The sequence below is a fragment of the Helcococcus bovis genome (genome assembly GCF_046035835.1).
Taxonomy (GTDB): domain Bacteria; phylum Bacillota; class Clostridia; order Tissierellales; family Peptoniphilaceae; genus Helcococcus; species Helcococcus bovis.
The window spans coordinates 78,068-99,119 of record NZ_JBFNGB010000003.1; the positions used below are offsets into that span (position 1 = coordinate 78,068).

The following is a 21,052-nucleotide window of genomic DNA, read 5'->3' on the forward strand; positions in this document are numbered from 1 at the left end:
CTAACCCAAAAACAATAACTACAATTATTATCTTTTTACAATATTTTAATATTTAAATATCTCCACAAATTATTATTAATATTTTTCGTTAATATTATTATCTTACAGTAATAGTTTATCTAAAAAATTATATTATTTAATTTTATTTTTATCTAAGCTTTCTAGATAAGCTTCTAATTTTGGAACAATGTATTCAAATGTTTCTGCTTCAAATGGATTTTTTAATCCCACATGTTTTATAATTTCTTTTGTACCTAAACTTCCACCTAATTTACATAATTCTAAGTATTTACTCCATGCTTCTTCATGATTTTCCATATCTAGTACAAAGAATTGGAATGCATTGATTTGAGCAATTGTGTAATCTAAATAGTAGAAAGGTGACTGGTAAACATGCATTTGAGCTTGCCATCTTCTACCTGATTCCATATATTCATTATCTGTATAATCAATATGTGGAGAATATTTTTTTTCAATTTCTCTAAATTTGGCATTTCTTTCTTCTGGTGTTGCTGTAGGATTGTCATATACCCATTCTTGGAATTCATCAATTGATGCTCCGTATGGTAAAAATTTTAACGCCCCAACAACGTGGTTGTAGTAATATTTTTCTGTATCTTCACCGAAAAACGCTTCCATCCATGGATGTGTAAAGAATTCCATACTCATTGAGTGTGTTTCCATGATTTCCATGCAAGCACCTCTGTTTTCAACAGGATGTACATTTCTTGTTACATAACCTTGGAATGCATGTCCTGCTTCATGAGTTAAAACATCAACATCATGCGCTGTACCATTAAAGTTTGCAAATATAAATGGTAATCCGATTACATCTAATGAAGTCATGTATCCACCTGGTGCCTTACCATCCGTTGATGATAAATGCATCATTTCATTATCTATCATTGCATTAAAAAATTCATCTGTTTCAGGTGATAATTCTTTGTACATTTTTTTAGCTTCTTTTACAAGTTTAGCTTCATCACCCTTTGGTGTTGGGTTTCCTGATAAGAATTCTAATCCTAAATCGTAATATTTTAATTCATCTACACCAATTCTTTGTTTTTGTTCTTCATAGAATTTTTGAGATAATGGAACTATATATTTTAAAATTTGTTCTCTATAATTTTTAGCATCTTCTCTATTCCAATCAGTTCTACCAAAATCTCTATATGCAACATCAAGATATGATTTAAATCCTAGTTTTGTAGCAATTTCATGTCTAATTTTTACTAATTGATCATAAATGTTATCGAATTGATCTTTTCTTTCATCAAACCATTTTGAAGTAGCTTCTGATGAAGCTTTTCTAACTTCTCTATCTTTTGATTGTTTGTAAGGAACCATTTTTGACAGATTTAATTTTTTACCATCAAATTCAATTTCTGCTGTACCCATTAGTTTTTGATATTCAACAGATAATTTTGATTCTTTAACTTGATCTTCCATAATTTCCGGTTTAAATATATCTTTTTGTAATTGGTCTTTTGCAGTAATATTTTTACCAAATTTAGCTTCATATTCATCTCTATATGGAGATTCTAATCTTATATTTTTTAATTTATTATCTAATTGAGAAAATCGTGGTAAAACCTCATGAAATGCTTCCACTTCTTTTTCATAAAATTCATCTCTTGTATCTATTGAATTTCTAACATATGCAAGTGTGTAATCTTGTGAAAATTGACTAGAAACTCTTTCAATTTTCTTTAATCCATCAAAATATTCTTCACTTTTTGTTGCTTTTTTAGCTTCATCCATGTATCTATCTAAATCAGATAACACTTTTTCAAAATCTGGTCTTTTATATTCTATATCCTTAAACTTCATAATTACCTCTTTTTATTTCATTTAATATTTCTTTTAGTGTTAAATCTTCAGAAATATTATATTTCTCCCTCAATTTTGCTATTTGATATCCTTCCAATTTTTCAGTTAAATTTAAAGGCTTTGAAAAATTTGTTTTTCCATTTTCTAATCTATATAGCAATAGACTTCCCTCATTGATAAGTTTAATGGCAAAATTTCTTAATTCGTCATTAGAATTATCTATCAAGACATTCCACCTTTTTATATTTTTAGGTTTATATGTTTTTTCTGGAAGTGAGTCAATGTATCTAGCTGCTAGATTTCTTATAGTCCCTTTTACATTTAAGCTCTTATCTGTTATGGAACTTTTTATCGGAGACATCTTTAGTCCACTTAGTGGTCCATTTAGTGATATCAAATAATCCATCCTATATTTATTTATACCAAGTTTCAAAATTTCATCATCTAAGATTTCTGTATCGTCCATCTTTCTTAGATTTTTTATCCTATAACCTTCATCTTTACTTAAATCTATATCATATTTAATATTTCCAAAAATATCAAATGTAGAATACTTAAATTTAGTTCTTTCAGGATTAAATGAAATATTAATATCGTCAGGCTTAAATTTATTAAACATACCTGCAGACCATTCAATATATTTCTTTAAGTCAGATCCTAAGATATCATATATTGAAACTTCTCCCCCAGAGTAGCTGTACGAATTATTAATATTTTTTCGTTTAATTTCACCCTTCAAGATAACTGGATATGGATTATCCAAATGAACTGATACTACATCAGCATTACTATAATCAAGCATTACATCCAGGAAAAAATCTGTAATTTTTGTTTGCCCTACTCTCGTTTGAGCAATCCCTTTTACATCATCACTTTCAGACAAGTCTTCTGAAGAGTATCCTATAAATTCATTTGCCCTGTCTCTTAATTCGTTATGATATTGAGTTAAAATTTCTTCAATTTTTCTATCTGATTCTATTTCTTCATCAATTTTTATAACTGATGAAGAAATATCTTCTAATTTTTTACTATCTAAATCAAAGGTAAGATCTAATCTGCTTAATCCTTCAGCATGATATCCAGGTTCAAGAAAAACCGTGTTATTTATTTTTTTATTTATCATTTGATGCATATGTCCACCAAAAATAGCATCAATTTTATCTGCACCCTTTACATTGTTTAATAAATCTACAACACCTGTATTTTCAATATCATTTTCATTGAAATCACCCATGTGGAATAATCCAATCAAAGCATCACACTCTCCAACTTCGTTGAGCAATCTTTCAAGCTCAAAATCCGCATCTATCACATCAAAATTTTTCAAATTCCCACGTTTTGATTCAAATTTTCTTACCAAAGGCGTATTTAAGCTTACAAATCCAATTCTTATCCCTTTTATATTTTTATAATAAATTCCATTCATGAATCTCATGGTATTCTTCTTTCTATAAAGATTTCCCATCATTGAAACACCATCAAATTGTCTTACAACATCTATTAAATGTTCCATACCAAAGTTAAATTCATGATTGCCCATATTATAAATTTCATATTTCATTTTATTTATAACTTCAATTCCCGGATATTTTTCACTTTTAATAAAATATTCGGCACTATTTCCTTGAATTAAGTCTCCATTGTCAATTAAAACAACATTTTCATTTACTTTTCTTAAATTATTAACATATGTTGATACTCTGGAAAGTCCACCCGTTGTAGAATACTCATCTTTAGAATAATCCCAGGGCATGTAATATCCATGAACATCACTAGTGCACAATAGAGTTACTTTTAGTTTCTTTTCCATATTTCCCCAAAAGTCTTATTAATTAATTTTAATTATATTTTTAATAATTCTTTAACTTTTTTATCTAAACTTTTTACATTTTTATCTAAAGGTAATTCAAATTTTTTTCTTTCTCCTCTAACAAATTCCATGAATTGATTGATTGCTTCATCAATCACTTTGTTACTTTTTGTTAAAAATACACCTTCTAAATTTGTATTTCTTGAGTCATTTAAAACTACGTCTAATAAATTCTCTGAGTTAGCGTAAAATGTTACCTTAAATTCTCCTGTATTTAATCTATATCTATTTATTACTTTAACTGCCATAAATTTGTCCCCCTTTTAATTTAAGCATTTAATTATTTTATTATTTTATCATTTTGTCTAATTTATCAACTAATTCTCTAAATGTTTCTAAAGATTTATTAACAGTTTCTGGTTTAGACATATCAACACCAGCAATCTTTAATTGTTCAATTGGGAAGTGATTATCCCCATCTTTTAAGAATTTAATATAGTTTTCTCTTGCATTTTCAACACCTTCTAATACTCTTCTTACTAAAATTGAAGATGCTGTAAATCCAATAGCATATTTATATACATAGAAATTTGAATAGAAATGAGGTATTCTCATCCATTCATAAGCAATCTCTTTATCTGAAACCATTGCATCACCAAAGTATTTTTTGTTTAATTCTAGATAAATATTTGAAAAATCATCTTTTGTTAAAACTATACCATTTTCAATTTTATGATGTACTTCTCTTTCAAATTCAGCAAACATTGTTTGTCTAAAAACTGTTGATTTATAGTTATTTACATAAAAGTCTGTTAAGTATAATAATTCTTCTTCACTTTCAGCTTTTTTCATTAATAAATCTAATAACAATGCTTCATTGAATGTTGATGCTACTTCCGCAACGAAAATCGTATATCCTGAATGCAAGAAATCATTTGTTGATCTATCATAATAACTGTGTAGTGAATGTCCCATTTCATGAGCTAAAGTAAATACACTACTTAATGTTCCATCAAAATTTAATAGTATAAATGGCTTTGTATCATATGATCCTGATGAATATGCTCCATTTCTCTTTCCTGGTCTTGGTTCAACATCAATCCAATTTTCTTCAAAAGCTTTTTTATAGTTATTTACATATTCTTCACCCATTGGTTTAACAGATTCAATAACTAATTCTTTAGCTTCTTCAAATGTATATTGCTTTTCAAAATTACTTGTCATCGGCATATAAACATCATACATATGTTGCTCATCAAGTTTTAATGCTCTTTTCTTAATTTCATAATATTTGTGTAAATATGGTAAATTATCGTGTATTGATTGCACCAATGCATCATATACATCTGTACTTACATCATCTCTAAATAAAAACATTTCTCTTATTGAATCATAATTTCTCAACTTTGAGATTTTTCCAAGTCCATCAATATGTGAATAATATGATTGTGCAATTGTATTTCCATATTGATTAAATGTGTCATAGAATTTTTTAAATGCTTCTTTTCTTAATTCTCTATCTTCATTCATTTGAATATTTACAAAATTTGTATTTGTTAACTCTTTATCCCATTTTTCTAAATATGGGAATTTCATATCTGTATTAGTTAAGAAATAATACATATTTGCAGATGTTCTAAGTGTTGAGCTTAATGTACTCATTACTAATTCTTCTTTATCTGAAAGTGTGTGAGCTTTATATCTAAAAATTTTGTTCAAATATACATCGAATCCTTTTAACTCTTCCCTATTTTTCAATTCTTTAATTTCTTTTTCATCTAAAGATAATAGAAGAGGTGTTAAAAATGCAAATTCAGTAGAAATTTTAGAACTTAAATTAGAAACCTCTTTATCTAATTTTTGATAATTAGTAACATTTGAATCTTCATCTTTTTTCATATGAGAATATGCTCCTAATTTATATAACTTTCTTGAAATTTCAACTTCTTTTAGTAATAATTGAACTAAATTACTCTTTGAATCACTTTTTAATTTTTTTACTTCTTCTAGCTTTTCTTCTATTTTCTTTATTTCATCTCTAGCTAAATCATCATTAGCATAAATAGATGCCAAATCCCATCTTAATTCTTCCATGTTACCTCCTATGAATTTATTTCATCACTATAAAAATATCCTTCTCCCCATCTGGTCTGAATATATTTATCAGTTGATGTTGATTCTAATTTTTCCCTTAATCTTCTAATATGAACATCTACAGTTCTGATATTTGAATCTTCAATATCCTTCCACAAAGATGCTGCCAACTCTTTTCTTGAAAATACTTTTCCTTTATTTGAAACAAGTATGAATAATAAATCAAACTCTTTTCCAGTTAAATCTAATTCTATTTCGTCTACTGTAACTTTTCTTCCTAATATATTGAACTCAAATTTATCTTTAGACATTGAATTATCAGCTTCTTTAACAACTTTTATAGTTTCATCTTTATTTACTCTACTTCTTCTTATAACAGATCTAATTCTAGCCTTTAATTCTAATAAATAAAATGGTCTTATAATATAGTCATCACAACCGTATTCTAAAGCCAATACTATTTCATTTGGTTCTTTATTTTCTGATACAACAATTGTTGGTATATCAATAATTTCATTCATTTTTCTCTTTAAATCCAACCCTGTACCATCTTTAAATAACATATCCATTATAACAAGATCATATTCATTTTTTTGCAATAATAATAATGCTTCTTTAATCGTATGTGCTGAAAATATACAATATTCTTCAGATTTAAAACTATAATTAAAATTATCTATGAATTCTTGATCTGAGTAAACTAAAAGTAATTTCACTATAATACACCCCTTTTTATATGTTTTTAAAATTATAACATAAATGTAACATATTACTCAAATAAAAAGTTAACCTTTTCAAATTTTTAGAAAAGATTAACTTTAATTACTGGATTAGAAATTTAATCCATTCATATTTTGACTAGTTTGATTTAACTCTTGATCGTCTAAACTGTCTGTAATAGCAGCTTCTGTAGTTAAAATCATAGAAGCAATTGATGATGCATTTTCTAGAGCTGATCTTGTTACTTTAGTAGGGTCTACTATTCCTTTTTCAATCATATTTACATATTCATTATTTAATGCATCAAATCCTATACCTGCATCTAAATTTTTAACTTTATCAACTATTACAGATCCTTCCACCCCTGCATTTTCTGCTATTTGTTTAGCAGGAGCTTCTAATGCTTTAGAAATTATCATAGCACCTGTTTTTTCATCTCCATTAACTGAAGCAATGTATTCATCTAAAGCTTTGATGGAATCTAATAAAACTGTTCCCCCACCTGATACTATACCTTCTTCAACAGCTGCCTTAGTTGCTGCAAGGGCATCTTCAATTCTAAGTTTTTTCTCTTTCATCTCAACTTCTGTAACAGCTCCTACTTGAATTAAAGCAACTCCACCAGAAAGTTTAGCTAATCTTGACTTATATCTTTCAATATCAAATTCTGAATCAGAATTTGATATATCATTTTTAATTGAATTGATTCTAATTTTTAATTCATCTTTTGAACCCAATCCATCAACAATGGTTGTGGAATCTTTATCAACATTTACTTTCTTTGCATTTCCTAACTCATCTAATTTTATTAATTTCAAATCATCTTCTAATTCTGATTTAAATACTCTTGTTCCAGTTAATATAGCAATATCTTCTAATATTTTAACTCTATTTTCTCCAAAACTTGGAGCTTTTACAGCAACAACATTAAATGTCCCTCTTATTTTATTTAAGATTAATGTCGTAAGTGCTTCACCTTCAATATCTTCAGCAATTATTAATAATGGTTTCGACATTTCTACTATTTGTTCAAGTATAGGTAATATTTCTTGTATATTAGAAATTTTCTTATCAGTAACTAATATATATGGATTTTCTAATTCTGCAATCTTCTTTTCTGTATTTGAAGCCATATATGGGGATAAAAATCCTTTATCAAATTGCATTCCTTCAACTATTTGTAAATTAGTATCTATTGTTTTTGATTCTTCAACAGTTATTACACCATCTTTACCAATTTTATCCATAGCTTCCGCAATTAAATCTCCTATTTTCTTATCAGCTGAAGATATAGTTCCTACTTGCGCAATCGCATTTGTTGAATCAACAGGTATAGAAAATGATTTTATTTTTTCGACAACTAATTGAGTAGCTTTCTTTATACCTTTTTGTAAAATTATAGGATTTGCCCCAGCTGCAATATTTTTAAGCCCTTCTTTAACTATAGCTTGAGCAAGTATAGTAGCTGTTGTTGTACCGTCTCCTGCAACATCATTAGTTTTTATAGAAACCTCTTTTAACAACTGAGCACCCATATTTTCAAATTTATCTTTTAAATCTATTTCTTTCGCTATAGTAACTCCATCGTTTGTAATAAGTGGTGCTCCATATCCCCTATCTATAACTACATTTCTCCCCTTAGGTCCTAAAGTTACTTTTACAGCATCTGCTAATTTATTTATACCTGCTTCTAAAGCACTTCTTGAATCAAGACCATATTTAATTTCCTTACTCATAAAATCTCCTATTCTTCAATAATCGCTAATACATCATCTTTATCTATTACTATATATTCTTCATCATTATTTTGTATTGTTGTCCCCTTATATTTTGTATACAAAACTTTATCTCCAACATTTATATCATTCATATTCTCAATATCTTTTGAAATCTCTATAACCTCTGCAAATACAGGTTTTTCTTTTGAACTATCAAGTATCAAAATGCCTGATACTGTCTTTTCTTCTTTTTTTAATGTCTTTAATACTATTCTTTGTCCAATTGGTTTAATTTTCATAAATCCTCCTTAGCACTCGTTTTCTTTAATCGCTAATAAAATTATACCACAAAAAAAGGAAAATAATCTTATTTCCCAATTTTGTTCTCTCTAGCATAATAAAATAAATATTGCTGAGCGTATCCTCTTAATTTCCCAAAATAATTTGTTCCTTCTTCTAGAATTTTGCTATTTGGAATTGATTTTCCAATATATAAAGTTTCCATAAGTCTTTTAACCCATACATCAACAGGAAATGTTTCTCCCCTAGCATATCCAAATAATAATATGCAATCTCTTACCTTCGGACCAATCCCTGGAACTGTTAGTAAATTATTACCCAAAATTTCATCATCTAGACTTTCATCAAAAAGTTCAGGTGTTTCAATAAACATTTTAGAACATTCTACTATTCTAGTATTTCTAAATCCAACTCTGCATATTTCTTTAATTTCTTCAGGATCAGATTTTGCTAAAACATCTGCTTTTGGAAACGCATAGTATTTACTCCCCTTATATTCTTGTATAAAATCTCCATATGTTTCCGACAATAATCTAATAGAATTTTTTATTCTCGGTATTTGATTATTTGCTGAAATTATAAAGGAAATGATAGTTTCAAATTTATCCTGATTTAATATTCTAATTCCATAACCAAAATTCATAGCTTCTTCAAGACTTGTATTTTGCGAATACGCTTTCGTTGACTTTAAATCATTTTTTAATTGAGTATAATCTCTATTCAAATCAAAGTATGAATGCCATACATTTCTAAATTCTTCTTCAGATGAATTATATACTATCAAATCTCCATTTTCATCATGTTTTAATTCGATCACTTTTCCATGTGCAATAACAATATAAGAATTATATTCAGTTTTTTCCCATCTAAACGCCTGTCCACATTCAAAAATATGAGTTAAATTAAAATTTTTTAACCCTGTTATTAGTAAATTTCCTTCTTTTTTTGTAATTTTATATTCCATATCCTACTCTACTTTTAATGCATGTACTACAAATCTTCCTTCTAAAGTATCATTGTCACATGTTGATAATGTTAAAATTTTTGAATTTTCTGTAAATTTTGGTTCATATTTAAATTTATTAATTGATTTATTTTTTACCTTATTTAAATAATCAACCCATTCATCTTTGTTTCTATTTGCTTGAATATAATAATCGCTCGTGTCTGAATAATACGCAGTAAATATCTTGTATTTATGATATCCTTGTTCCGTATAAACTTCAACTATAAAATCATCTTTAGAATTTACAAAATCTTTTTTTTCTAAAGTTAATAATAACTTAAACATTGGAGCATACATTTCTGGATTTGTTCTCAAATTATGTCCAAAAATAGTTGTATTCATATCTGAAAAATCTGGGTTATTGTATCCATTTACCATTAATGTACCTGGTCTTGACCAATTTCCATCTAAATCGCTGAAAAGATAAGTTTCATTATCTTCAAATAAATAAGTAGCTGGGAAATTAACCTTAAAATCTTTTGCTTTTATAAACGCTTTAATGTCTTTGTTTCTTTTCTGCAAATCAGCTATTATTTTTTTTGCAAGTTTATCTTTTTCCGCTTTAGATAATTCCTTACCTTTGTTGTCAAAATCAATTTCCTTTTCGATTTTTGTAACTTCTTCAGATACTTCATTTAGTTTCTTTGTGGATTTGTAATTTTGATAGTAATAAGTTCCTATTTCATACGCACTATAAATAATAATTGCAACTAAAATAATTTGTATTAATGTTAAAAATACTTTTTTTGTTTTTTTCATTACATTCTCCATTTAACTTTTTGTAAAATATTATATCACATATCATCATAATTAATAAATATGTACAAAATGTGTAGAATGAATATAATCTAGAGTTGTAAAATTTTCTTCAATTATATTTACATTTTTTTCATCCCATAAATATAGTCTAAAAATGATTGATTGTCAATTTTGAATTCAACCACAGCACGATTAAAAAAATATGAGATAAGAAAATGTAATATTCAATTATTTTTTAAGAATATTTCATAATTTAATCTATAAATAAAATTCATTTAATTTTTGATGCTTAATAAAATAAATTCCACCAACAAACATAGATAACGGTAATATCGTCATTACATACACAATATTATCAGTAATAATAATTCCAGCAATATAACTTCCTAAAGGCATAGCTACAGCTATTAAGGAATCTACGGTTGAATTAACTCTTCCTAACAATTCTTCCGGTGGAACAATACGAAATATACTACTAAACCCTATATTGTAAATGGACATTGCGAAATATCCAATAAAAAATAGTGCAAGATTTAGATATATATTTCTTGTAAAAATCGCTACAAACCATACTACTCCATTTAATAATAAAAGAAATCCCAATAAATTTGATTTACTAATTTTTCTTATAACATAACTTGATACTATACTACCAATTATCCCACTAATACCTTTAACACTTAGAAGTAAACCATAGTAAACTTCGCCATTAAAATATATTTTTGAATATATAGGATATGCAACAGCCTGTATAGCATTAAAAAAATTTATAATTAAGAAAATTAATGTAACATCTCTTAATAAACTATTATTATTAACAAAAGTTAAACCTTCCTTTAATTCTAATTTATATTTCTTAAAATTATATTTATCTTCAGTATTATCAACTTTTGTTTGAAATTTAAGTTTAACACCTGATAATACCAGTAACGATAATATAAATATCAATACATCATATCTAAATAAAATAAAAATGCCAAAACTAGCAATAATTATTGATATTATAGAATTCAAAAAAGAATCTAGAACTTTACTAGAAAATTCAAATATAGAATTTGCAAACAATATTTCATTTTTATCAACAATTTTAGGGATTAAAGTCCCTTGAATTACATAACTAAAAGTACTAGCTGTTGTAGAAATAAAAATTATGAATAATAATATACCTATTGACAAATATTGATTAAATAAAATAAAAAATAATAAACAGGAAATTTGTGTAAAAATAGATATATATAGTAATTTCTTTGTATTGAATTTATCTATTATTGGTCCTAGAAAAAATATAAAAATATCTGGAATTAATGTTATTGAAAAAAACAAGCCAAGAAAATAACTATCCTTAAAATTGTTATTAATATACCACAACATACTCATATAGAAAATACTATCTGCAATATTTAAAATTACAACTAATAATAGTAATCTATAAATTTTTTTCATATATATCTCCTCTAACTATCTCATCAATTAAAAATTTAAGTTTATTAGGTAATTTTAAGTATAATGACTCACAATTTTCTAGATATTTTTTTGCGTAATCATCTTTTTTTGATAAAGCAAACCCATTATCAATTAAACAATATTTATAATAAGATAAATTATAACCTAAAATATTTTCTAGCTTATTAACGTTAAGCTTAAGACTATCCGTTATTTTGTTTAAATTTAATGGTACATAAAAATCTATCACTCCTCTATTAGAAATCTATAATCCTCTTTGATCTAACTTTATTAATACTTTTATAATTTTCACAAAAAACATCTAAAATTTTATGATTATAATCCAATTCTACATTTTCATTGCTAACTCTATAATATTTTTTATTTATGATAATTATACAACATAAAAAAAATATTTCAACAGGGAAATGAAATAGTTTTCTATTTTTTGTGTGTAAAAAACTGATAAAAACTTCACGTTCAATGAATATGATGATAGCACCAGTAGAGGAAATTAAAAAAAAGAAACAGAGACAAATATTTCTAGTTGTCTCTGTTGCAATTTCCAAATTTTTGGAATCAGCTTATTTAATTATAGTTTTTTATGATTTATTAAACTAAGTCTATTATCTATATTTTTTAAAAGAATATTATAATTTATTTAATTATTTTCTTTTTCGATAAATATATTCCTAAAATTGAAATACCTAGTAATGAAATATAAATTCCTACTCCATAATCTGCAGTTAAAGGATTTAATTTATTATCTTTTATGGTAAAACCAAAATCAACATTTCCCGCTTTATTTTTTTCACCTTCTCCAAATTTCATAGTTAATATATGATTTCCTTCCTGTAATTTACCAAAATATCTTTCAGGTAAAATTACAATAGTACTTCCCTCTAAAGAAAAATAATCCGATTTACTTAATTCTTTTCCGTCAACCTCAACTTTTTCTAAAGTTTTTAACAGGCCATCCGATTTAAATTCTATTTTATCGACTTTACCTTTTTGAATAATTTGTCCACTACCATATACTACTTTAGGAACAAATTTATTTTTATCTTCATATTTTTCTTTAGATGTTTCTTTTTGCGTTTCCTTTGGTGTTTCTTTTTGCGTTTCCTTTGGTGTTTCTTTTTGCGTTTCCTTTGGTGTTTCTTTTTCTGCTTCCTTCAATACTAGAGTATTTTGAATTTCATCCAGCATTTTTTCCATATCTTTAATTTCCCCATTAGAAACATCTTTTTTCTTTAATAAAGCTTTTGCTTTTTCAACCGCTTCTTTAACTTTATCTTTACCATCTTCTTTATATTTATAACTATTAATCATATCTTCTGATTTTTCAATCTTAGATATCAAATCTTCAGCTTTATTTTTTCCTAATATTATATAAGTTGGTAATGATTTATTTCCAACATAGTCTTCTAAAACTACTTCAACAAGCCCATAAGTTTCATTAGAATCTACAAAATCATCATAAATATCTTCTTCTGATTCATCTTGCATTTCATCTTCTAATTCATCTTCTGAAGTATTTTTATCATCAGAAAATGTAACATTCATTAGTGTCGCACCTCTAATAGCGTAATCTGATTCCCATCCAAATCTATTACTAAACTTAACAATTTCGTCATTTAATTTAACATGTAATTTAGACCAATCATTTGGCTCAGGACTCCAAAATGTTTTATTTTTTTCATTAAATAATTCTTTATTATATCTTTGGACATAAGTATCTTTCAATTTACCTGTTAGTGTAACGGATTCTAATTTACTTCCATCATTTAATACAGTATAGATTGTAGCTTCAAATTTTTCTCCATTATTATAAGGAATTTCTATATCTGTAGTACTTTCTCCTTTTTTTATAATCTTTGTAAATAAGGCTTTAGAATCATTTTCCGGTAAAGTAACTCTTAATTCTAATTCTTTGTAATCAGCTTTTGGATTTTCCCAATTTAATACTAATTTTCCATCATGTTTAGATTGTACAATACTCCCCTTTACCGGATGGTCTTTTTTAGTCGTTACTTCAACAGTTTCAGTTTCATAATTTAATCTATTTACGATTGAATCCGGATTAAATTCAACTATTGAAGGTTCACTCTTTTCTCCATTTTTACCAACAGCAACTAATTCAAATTTATTAGCATTTTTTAGTGATTTAACATAAAATACATCATCATAAATTCCACCTAAAAATACTTTTTCTCCATTAGGTAAAACTCCTCTTATTTCATATTTATCTACATTACTAAAATCTTCTTTTTTCCATTCAACAATCATCTCATCATCTGAAAATAATTTTTGAATTTTAAATCCTTCAGGTTTACTTGGAGCTTTTAATCCATCACTTACTGAAATTTTTCCAATATTCATTTGATAATTTTCAGATTTCCCTTCAAATGATAATCCAATCATAGCTAATTTCTTACCGTCATATTTTGATAAATTAATTGTTGAAGTTGTCCACGCTCCTGATTTTTCTGAATTTTCTATATCTTCTTTTACAATTTCACCTGTTTTATCTTTAAAGATTAATGATAACTTCATTTTAACATCATCTGTTGATGTTTTTCTAAATGTAATATCCAATTTAGAATTTTGATTAATATCTAAATCTGTTTTGTATAATCTAATTGTATTTTGACCATCTAATTTTCCATAAGTAACTAAAGATGAACCTCCTTCATAAGCTCCTATTTGATTAAAAGGCAATTCGATAACTTGTTTTGATTTATCTCTTCTTACTTCTTTTTTACCAAAATCAAAATCTAAATTTAATTTCCCCTTAGTATTTTCACTATCAATCCACCATTGCCAAGTTAATGGAATATCTTGAATATTTATATTTGACCATTCTTCATCTAAACTTACTTTTCCATTTTCAAAGTATTGTACACCTTTACCGATATTGAAAGATGAATAAAAATTAGAACCTTTTATCACAGATTTTTCACTTGTAAAATCTGCTACTCCAACCCATCCACTTGCATCATCAAACATTACATCTTCTCTTTTATATCCTTCAAACATTCCTGTTTCTCTAGGATTTACTTTGGCACCTGAAAAATACATTCTTGCTCTTTCTTCAATCATCCATTGATAACCTGTATCTTGAATCATATCATCAGGTAATGCTCTTTGATAAAAATCAGATGGAGTAAATAAGGCTATACTTGCTCTAGGATTTTTTGTGTTTTTTTCATATAATTTTTGAATTTGTTTCCCTGACGTATGATTACCATTAAATCCATTTTGATTTGCCTCAACACCATAAAATACATTTTTAAATGGATCAATTTTTTTACTTTTTATAAATTCCATTTGTTTATCAACAGTTCCCGGCCACCCATAATTTACAAATACGGAATCTTGGATTCTTTCTTCTTTACCATCTCCATCAGTGTCATAAAATAGCCATTGATATTTTGAACTGTTCATCGCATTTTCAGTATTGTAATATTGAGTATATAATCCTGCATCGTGTAATCTTTTTAAAAATAATTTTTTACTATTTTCAAATCTTTCTTCTACACTTTCTTCCGCATTAAAGAAATATCCATCATATCCGAAAAACTTTGCCATTTCTATAAGTTTTTCTGCCACCGGAAATTTCCCATCTTTATCTTGAACAAATAATTCATTGATTGTTTGACCCTGTCTATAATATTGATCAAAATAAATAACAGCTATAGATTTAACACCATTTTTATGTGCTGCATTTGTATATGCTGGATTAGGTATATTTAATACACCGAATTCAAAATATCTTTTCTCCCATCCTCTATCTACTTTTGATTCATATTTTCTATCATACAAATCTTCGGGAGTTGTAGCAGTAATCGCTCCATGCCATGGTGCAAAATAATCAGTATATTGCCAGAAACTTAATGGATAATATCCAAAAGTATTATTGTACATCATACCATCAGTAAATGTATTACCATAATCGCCTTGCATCAACATAATTTCTGCATTTGACTCAAGTGTTGGATTTGCTTGAGTAGCCTTAAACGGTTCATTCCTTTTTTGTAGAGGAACTTTAGCTTTAAGAAGTTGAGCCCCCGGATCATTTTCCGGCGTCCAATCTCTTATATCCCAAACTCTGTAACCTGAAAATTTTGGTTGATTTGCTTTTCTTTTCGCCTCTCCTGTCATAGGTATAGAATCTGCAGCATATGCTTTTTGAGGCACAAAAGATGCTAAAAATACCACTGATAATGCAGTCGCCAATATCTTTTTATATATTTTCTTCATTTCAACCCCTCCTATTGAAAACGTTTTTTATCTACATTTTTAATATATCACTAAGTTTTTAATTTGTAAATTTCATTTAAAAATTTTTGAAAAAACTTTATATAAAATATTCCGGTTTCGTAAAAAATGAAAACGGTATTTTAACATATATCACATAAATTGTTGAACGAAAAAAGATTTTTCGATATTATATAAATGAAATAAAAAAATAACGAGGTAAAAAATGGCGGAATTTAGATTCAATCCCTTACTAAACGATTGGACAATTGTAAACGGAAATAGACAAAATAGACCTGACATGCCAAAAGATTATTGTGCATTTTGTCCGGGTTCTGAACAAATAAAAGAAAATTATACTGTAATGAAATATGATAACGACTGGCCTTCAATGATGCCGCACCCCCCTGTTCCGGATAATATATCTACAGATTTTTATAAAACAGCAAAATCTTATGGAAAAGCTGAAGTAATTCTCTACTCTCCAGATCACAACGCATCTTTATGGCAACTTCCAATTAATCACATTGTGGAATTAGTCAGACTTTGGAAAGAAAGATTTATTGAAATAAAAAAGGATAAGCATATAAAATATATACTCACATTTGAAAATAAAGGTAAAGAGGTGGGGACTACACAAAGTCATCCTCATGGACAAATTTACGGATATGGATATGTACCTTTAAGAATTAAACAAGAAATTGAAAATTCTAAAAATCATTTTAAAAAAACCGGAGAATCACTAATTCTAAAAATTAGAGATGAAGAGTTGAAAATTAAAGACAGAGTTATAATGGAAAATAATAACTTTGTAGCATTTTTACCATTCTTTACAGACTATCCTTATGGTGCATATATCGTTCCTAAGAAAAATAACATTTATACATTTGAAGATTTTAATGATGAAATTACTGAGGATTTTGCTAAAATATTAAAAAATCTTTTAGGCACATTTGACACACTATTTGATAGAGAATTCCCTTACATGATGGGAATTTACCAAAATCCTGTAAATAGCGAATTAGAGGAAGAATACAAAAACTTCTACAACTTCCACGTAAAATTCTTTCCCCCATTAAGAGGTGCAAATTCAATCAAGTGGAATGCGTCTTCTGAAACTTGCGTATGGGCTAAAACAAATCCAAGAAGAGTTGAAGATACTGCAATAGAATTACGAGAAGCATTTGAAAAATTTAAGAAAAGAGGATAAAAATGGACTTACAAGAATTAAAATCAAAATTTATAGAAGCATTTAGTGAAAATGATAATGAAATTAAAACATTCTTTTCCCCAAGTAGAATCAATATAATAGGAGAACATATTGATTATAACGGCGGACAAGTATTTCCATGTGCAATAGAAATAGGAACATATGGAGTTGCCAGAAAAAATTCTGAAAATATTTTAAGATTAAAAAGCTTAAATCTTTCTAAAGAAGGACATGTTTCACTTTCTCCTATTGAACATAAAGAAGAAAATGAATGGATGAATTTCCCTCTTGGTGTTGCAAAGTTTATAAAGGAAAGAGAATTTGATATTGGAGGACTGGATGTTTTAGTTTACGGGAATATTCCTAATGGCTCCGGTCTTTCATCATCAGCTTCACTTGAAGTTCTTTTTGGAGAAATCTTCAATACTTTCTACAACAAAGGAAAAATTACAAATATAGAATTAGCATTAATCGGTCAAGAAACGGAAAATAAATTTATAGGGGTAAACTCCGGAATAATGGATCAATTTATAATCGCAAACGGAAAAAAAGATAATGCAGTTTTACTGGATACCGAAACATTGGATTTTGAATACATTCCATTCAAACTAAAAGACAATAAAATTGTAATCCTAAACACAAATAAAAGAAGAGAATTAAAAGACTCAAAATATAATGAAAGACGTGCTGAATGTGAAGAAGCTCTAGAAATTTTACAAGATTATGCTGAAATCGACAATTTATGCCAACTTACAGAAGAAGATTTAGATTTACTTGAAAATATAGAAAATGAAAATGTAAGAAAAAGAGCTGAACATGTAATTATGGAAAATTTAAGAGTCGCTGAAGCTGTACAAGCATTACAAAATGGAGATATAGAAACTTTAGGAGAACTATTAGTAGCATCAAACGATTCATTAAGAGAACTATACGAAGTTACAGGACCACATCTTGATTCAATTACTAAACATTCAAATGATTTTAACGGTTGTCTCGGAGCAAGAATGACAGGAGCTGGATTTGGTGGTTGTGGTATAGCCATTGTTAAATCCGATAAAATTGAAGAATTTAAGGCTTATGTCGGTCCAAGATACAAAGAAGAAACAGGTTTAGATGCAGAATTTATCATTTCAAATGTTGGTAATAATGTGCATGAAATTTAAAGATTAATAAAATAGAAAAAAACCACTTAAGACGTTTATTTATTGGATATATAAATCCAACAAAGATATCTAAGTGGCTTTTTATTTTTATGAATTGATCTTTCTTAAAAGTTTTTAATGTCTTTCAAAAAATCAGACATTCTCAATATAAGATACAAATTTTGATTAAAATTTATTTCATACTATCTATTTTTCTTTATAATCAATAAATTAAACAAGTTAAATATTATTAAACCTAATATTAAACTTATTGAACTAAATAGATATGATCCATTTTTAATCTTGTTTATTATTATACTACCATCAGAAATAACATGTGCCGATAAGCTATTAAATGGTGAAAATGCTTTATACATTTCAGGAATATAATTTGATAAAATAACACCTGCTACTAAAATTATAAAAGTAAATATGATAACATTTAATTTTTTCTTAAATATATTAGATAAAAATATAGATATAGAAGAAATAAATCCTACTTGTAAAATTAGCATAAATATATTTTTTAATATATATAACCATAAAGGAATTATTGAAAAATAATCTCTTTGATTCTCTTTAATTGCTACAAAATTTTCCAATAATTTATTATACTGAATAATAGGATAATTATATGCTCCTATCCCTTCTGCAACTAAGCCTATTAAAATAATAATCGCATTAAATCCTAATATCAAAACTACCGACACAATTATTATACTTAACAATTTATATACTAAATACTTATATTTACTAATCGGCTGAGTATACATAAATTCAATTTGATTTCCATATTCTTTATCATAAGTATAAGCTCCCATACAAGCAATAATTAAAAATCCTAATAATATATAATCTAAATTTTCTAAACTATAACCTCTATGCAATAACTGAAACGAAGCATTTGACTTTGGAAATAATTCTGATTTAATATCATTTTCAATTTTAGGTGTCTTAAATGTTTCAAATGCTGAAAATGTATAATTTGTTAAAATAGGCTTTACATTATTTTCAATTGCATATTGCGCTCTTGCTAAAGATTCATAATATGTGGCATCTGAATCTAACGGTGCAGTAGTATAAGGATTTGCCTGTCTGGGATATTCAGACATTGGCATCATTCCAAAACGATCTTTTAATTGCAAAATTAAATTTGAATAGTATAATTCACTATTATTATTTACAAAACCTTTATGCTGATTTGTATAAATATCTCTTAAAAATTTACCTCTATCTAATCTACTTTTTGTATAAGTAATGTAATATTGTTTAGAGCCATCCATATCTTTACCTTCATCAATTGTTTTTTGAAACTCTCTAAACTTTTCTTCAATACCATTTACTTTAGATTCTTGTAATTTACCGTATTCATTACTTATAAGGCTTCTTATTTCTTTATTATTACTTTCAAAATTTATAAAAAATATACTCAAAATTAATGTTAGTAAAGCTATATTTACAACCTTAAATTCTTTTTGTTTTATAATTTTTTCTATTTCATAAATAAGAATACTTTTATTTTTAATCTTTACATCTTTTTTACTTTTTACTGTATATTTTTCTTTCACATTTATCATAGACAGTAATAAAAATATTATTGATAAAACTAAATATATTAAATATGGGTAAATCCCCGAACTATATGAAATGTTAAGAATTTTTTCATATCCTTTCACCTCTTCTGTATAATTTCCATTCAAAATCGTAGCATAATCCATCATATATATTGGATTATAATTATTTTGTAAAATTTCATATCTATTTGTAAATACTGTTAATAAGATTATTGTTACAAATAAGATAACTAAAGTTTTCATAGTACTCTTAACTCTAGTACTTATAAAAATAATGAAAGAGCTTATAAATGACATCATAATCATATACGCTAAAAATATCTTAAATAATAAATCTCTAGCTAATATATGTGAAGTTGCATTACCAATATCAAATACCCTGTATAAATCATTAAAATTTCCAATTGGTATCCTAAATTTAACTCCATAAATTATGTAAATTATTATTAAAGCTACAACTAAATACAAAAAACTCATAAGTAATATACTTAAAAATTTTGAAAAAATTAACTTATGTCTATTTATGGGCTGTGTTTGTAAAAATGAGTTAGTATTATGTTCATTTTCATCAGAAATTATTCCTGAAAATAATAAAATAAAAACCATAAATACCGGTATTCCTAATATTATGTCTGAATTATCTATAAAAATTCTTGAAATATTTATTGTTTTATATTTATAAGGTGCTATTAATGAATTTGATTCATTATTAATTGATTTTTGATTATCAAATTTAAGCCATTCAAAATTAGATTTAGCATTTTCCGAAAGTTTTAAATCATATTTTTCATACATTTTTTGATTAATTTTAACAAATTCATCAAAAGATTTTTTATTATTTTCAATATTTTTTGAATTATCATATTTTTTAAACATAAAATACCATAATAAATCTGTGTCTTTATTTATTTCATCCCTTTTTGCTTTAGATAGACTTAGCAATACATCCTTGTATTTATTTTGAATTGCAGATTGAATAGTAGAATAATTTCCTTCATTTCTATATTGCTTATGTCTATAATCATAATTATACTTTGTTGATAGAAATGAATATATACATATCAAAATAGCAAATAAAATAATCGCAATTATCTTTTTCTGTTTCCATATTTTTTTTAGTTCAAACGATATCATCGTTACCTCTTATTTAATGTTTTTTTAATGTTAAACAATCATAATCATATAA

15 protein-coding genes are annotated in these 21,052 nt (G+C 26.4%); 2 read left to right on the forward strand and 13 right to left on the reverse strand.

Translation table 11 applies throughout. The annotated features are described in order from the left end of the window. Positions 1 to 132 precede the first annotated feature (132 nt). The 12 genes from ABGF48_RS01840 to ABGF48_RS01895 form a co-directional block, all read right to left on the reverse strand. Entirely contained in the window at positions 133 to 1,830 is a 1,698-nt protein-coding gene (locus tag ABGF48_RS01840) for a M3 family oligoendopeptidase (RefSeq protein ID WP_408104651.1), read from the reverse strand. Beyond that, entirely contained in the window at positions 1,820 to 3,640 is a 1,821-nt protein-coding gene (locus ABGF48_RS01845) for a bifunctional metallophosphatase/5'-nucleotidase (RefSeq protein ID WP_408104652.1), read from the reverse strand. Before ABGF48_RS01845 ends, ABGF48_RS01840 begins: the two co-directional genes overlap by 11 nt. 32 nt (positions 3,641 to 3,672) lie before the next feature. Next, positions 3,673 to 3,948: a methylated-DNA--[protein]-cysteine S-methyltransferase gene (locus ABGF48_RS01850; protein ID WP_408104653.1), complete on the reverse strand. Its 276-nt coding sequence runs from the start codon at positions 3,946 to 3,948 to the stop codon at positions 3,673 to 3,675. 40 nt (positions 3,949 to 3,988) lie between these two features. Continuing rightward, positions 3,989 to 5,734, reverse strand: coding sequence for an oligoendopeptidase F (pepF, locus tag ABGF48_RS01855; RefSeq protein ID WP_408104654.1), 1,746 nt, complete (start codon positions 5,732 to 5,734; stop codon positions 3,989 to 3,991). A gap of 8 nt (positions 5,735 to 5,742) precedes the next feature. Next, entirely contained in the window at positions 5,743 to 6,450 is a 708-nt protein-coding gene (locus tag ABGF48_RS01860) for a response regulator transcription factor (protein ID WP_408104655.1), read from the reverse strand. A gap of 114 nt (positions 6,451 to 6,564) precedes the next feature. Further along, positions 6,565 to 8,190 (reverse strand): chaperonin GroEL, encoded by a 1,626-nt coding sequence (gene groL / locus ABGF48_RS01865; RefSeq protein ID WP_408104656.1) that lies wholly within the window; start codon positions 8,188 to 8,190, stop codon positions 6,565 to 6,567. A gap of 8 nt (positions 8,191 to 8,198) precedes the next feature. Beyond that, positions 8,199 to 8,471 carry a co-chaperone GroES gene (locus ABGF48_RS01870; protein WP_408104657.1) on the reverse strand — a complete coding sequence of 91 codons (273 nt, stop codon included), beginning with the start codon at positions 8,469 to 8,471 and terminating at the stop codon, positions 8,199 to 8,201. Positions 8,472 to 8,539: 68 nt separating this feature from the next. Continuing rightward, on the reverse strand, positions 8,540 to 9,436 hold the full coding sequence (locus tag ABGF48_RS01875; RefSeq protein ID WP_408104658.1) for a DNA-3-methyladenine glycosylase family protein: 897 nt from the start codon (positions 9,434 to 9,436) through the stop codon (positions 8,540 to 8,542). A 3-nt stretch (positions 9,437 to 9,439) separates the two neighbouring features. Next, positions 9,440 to 10,237: a class B sortase gene (locus ABGF48_RS01880; RefSeq protein WP_408104659.1), complete on the reverse strand. Its 798-nt coding sequence runs from the start codon at positions 10,235 to 10,237 to the stop codon at positions 9,440 to 9,442. 258 nt (positions 10,238 to 10,495) lie between these two features. Beyond that, on the reverse strand, positions 10,496 to 11,680 hold the full coding sequence (locus ABGF48_RS01885) for an MFS transporter (RefSeq protein ID WP_408104660.1): 1,185 nt from the start codon (positions 11,678 to 11,680) through the stop codon (positions 10,496 to 10,498). Next, complete coding sequence (locus ABGF48_RS01890) at positions 11,664 to 11,930, reverse strand: hypothetical protein (protein WP_408104661.1); 267 nt, start codon at positions 11,928 to 11,930, stop codon at positions 11,664 to 11,666. Before ABGF48_RS01890 ends, ABGF48_RS01885 begins: the two co-directional genes overlap by 17 nt. 407 nt (positions 11,931 to 12,337) lie before the next feature. Continuing rightward, entirely contained in the window at positions 12,338 to 15,943 is a 3,606-nt protein-coding gene (locus ABGF48_RS01895) for an endo-beta-N-acetylglucosaminidase (protein WP_408104662.1), read from the reverse strand. Between the two features lie 223 nt (positions 15,944 to 16,166). Here ABGF48_RS01895 and galT point away from each other — a divergent pair, with 223 nt between their 5' ends. Together galT and ABGF48_RS01905 are read left to right on the forward strand one after the other, a co-directional pair. Then, complete coding sequence (gene galT / locus ABGF48_RS01900; RefSeq protein ID WP_408104663.1) at positions 16,167 to 17,150, forward strand: galactose-1-phosphate uridylyltransferase; 984 nt, start codon at positions 16,167 to 16,169, stop codon at positions 17,148 to 17,150. Between the two features lie 2 nt (positions 17,151 to 17,152). Beyond that, entirely contained in the window at positions 17,153 to 18,313 is a 1,161-nt protein-coding gene (locus ABGF48_RS01905; RefSeq protein ID WP_408104664.1) for a galactokinase, read from the forward strand. Positions 18,314 to 18,495: 182 nt separating this feature from the next. Here the strand turns inward: ABGF48_RS01905 and ABGF48_RS01910 are convergent, their stop codons facing one another. Continuing rightward, a complete protein-coding gene (locus tag ABGF48_RS01910; protein WP_408104665.1) occupies positions 18,496 to 21,000 on the reverse strand; it encodes an ABC transporter permease in 2,505 nt (834 codons plus the stop codon). Positions 21,001 to 21,052 lie beyond the last annotated feature (52 nt).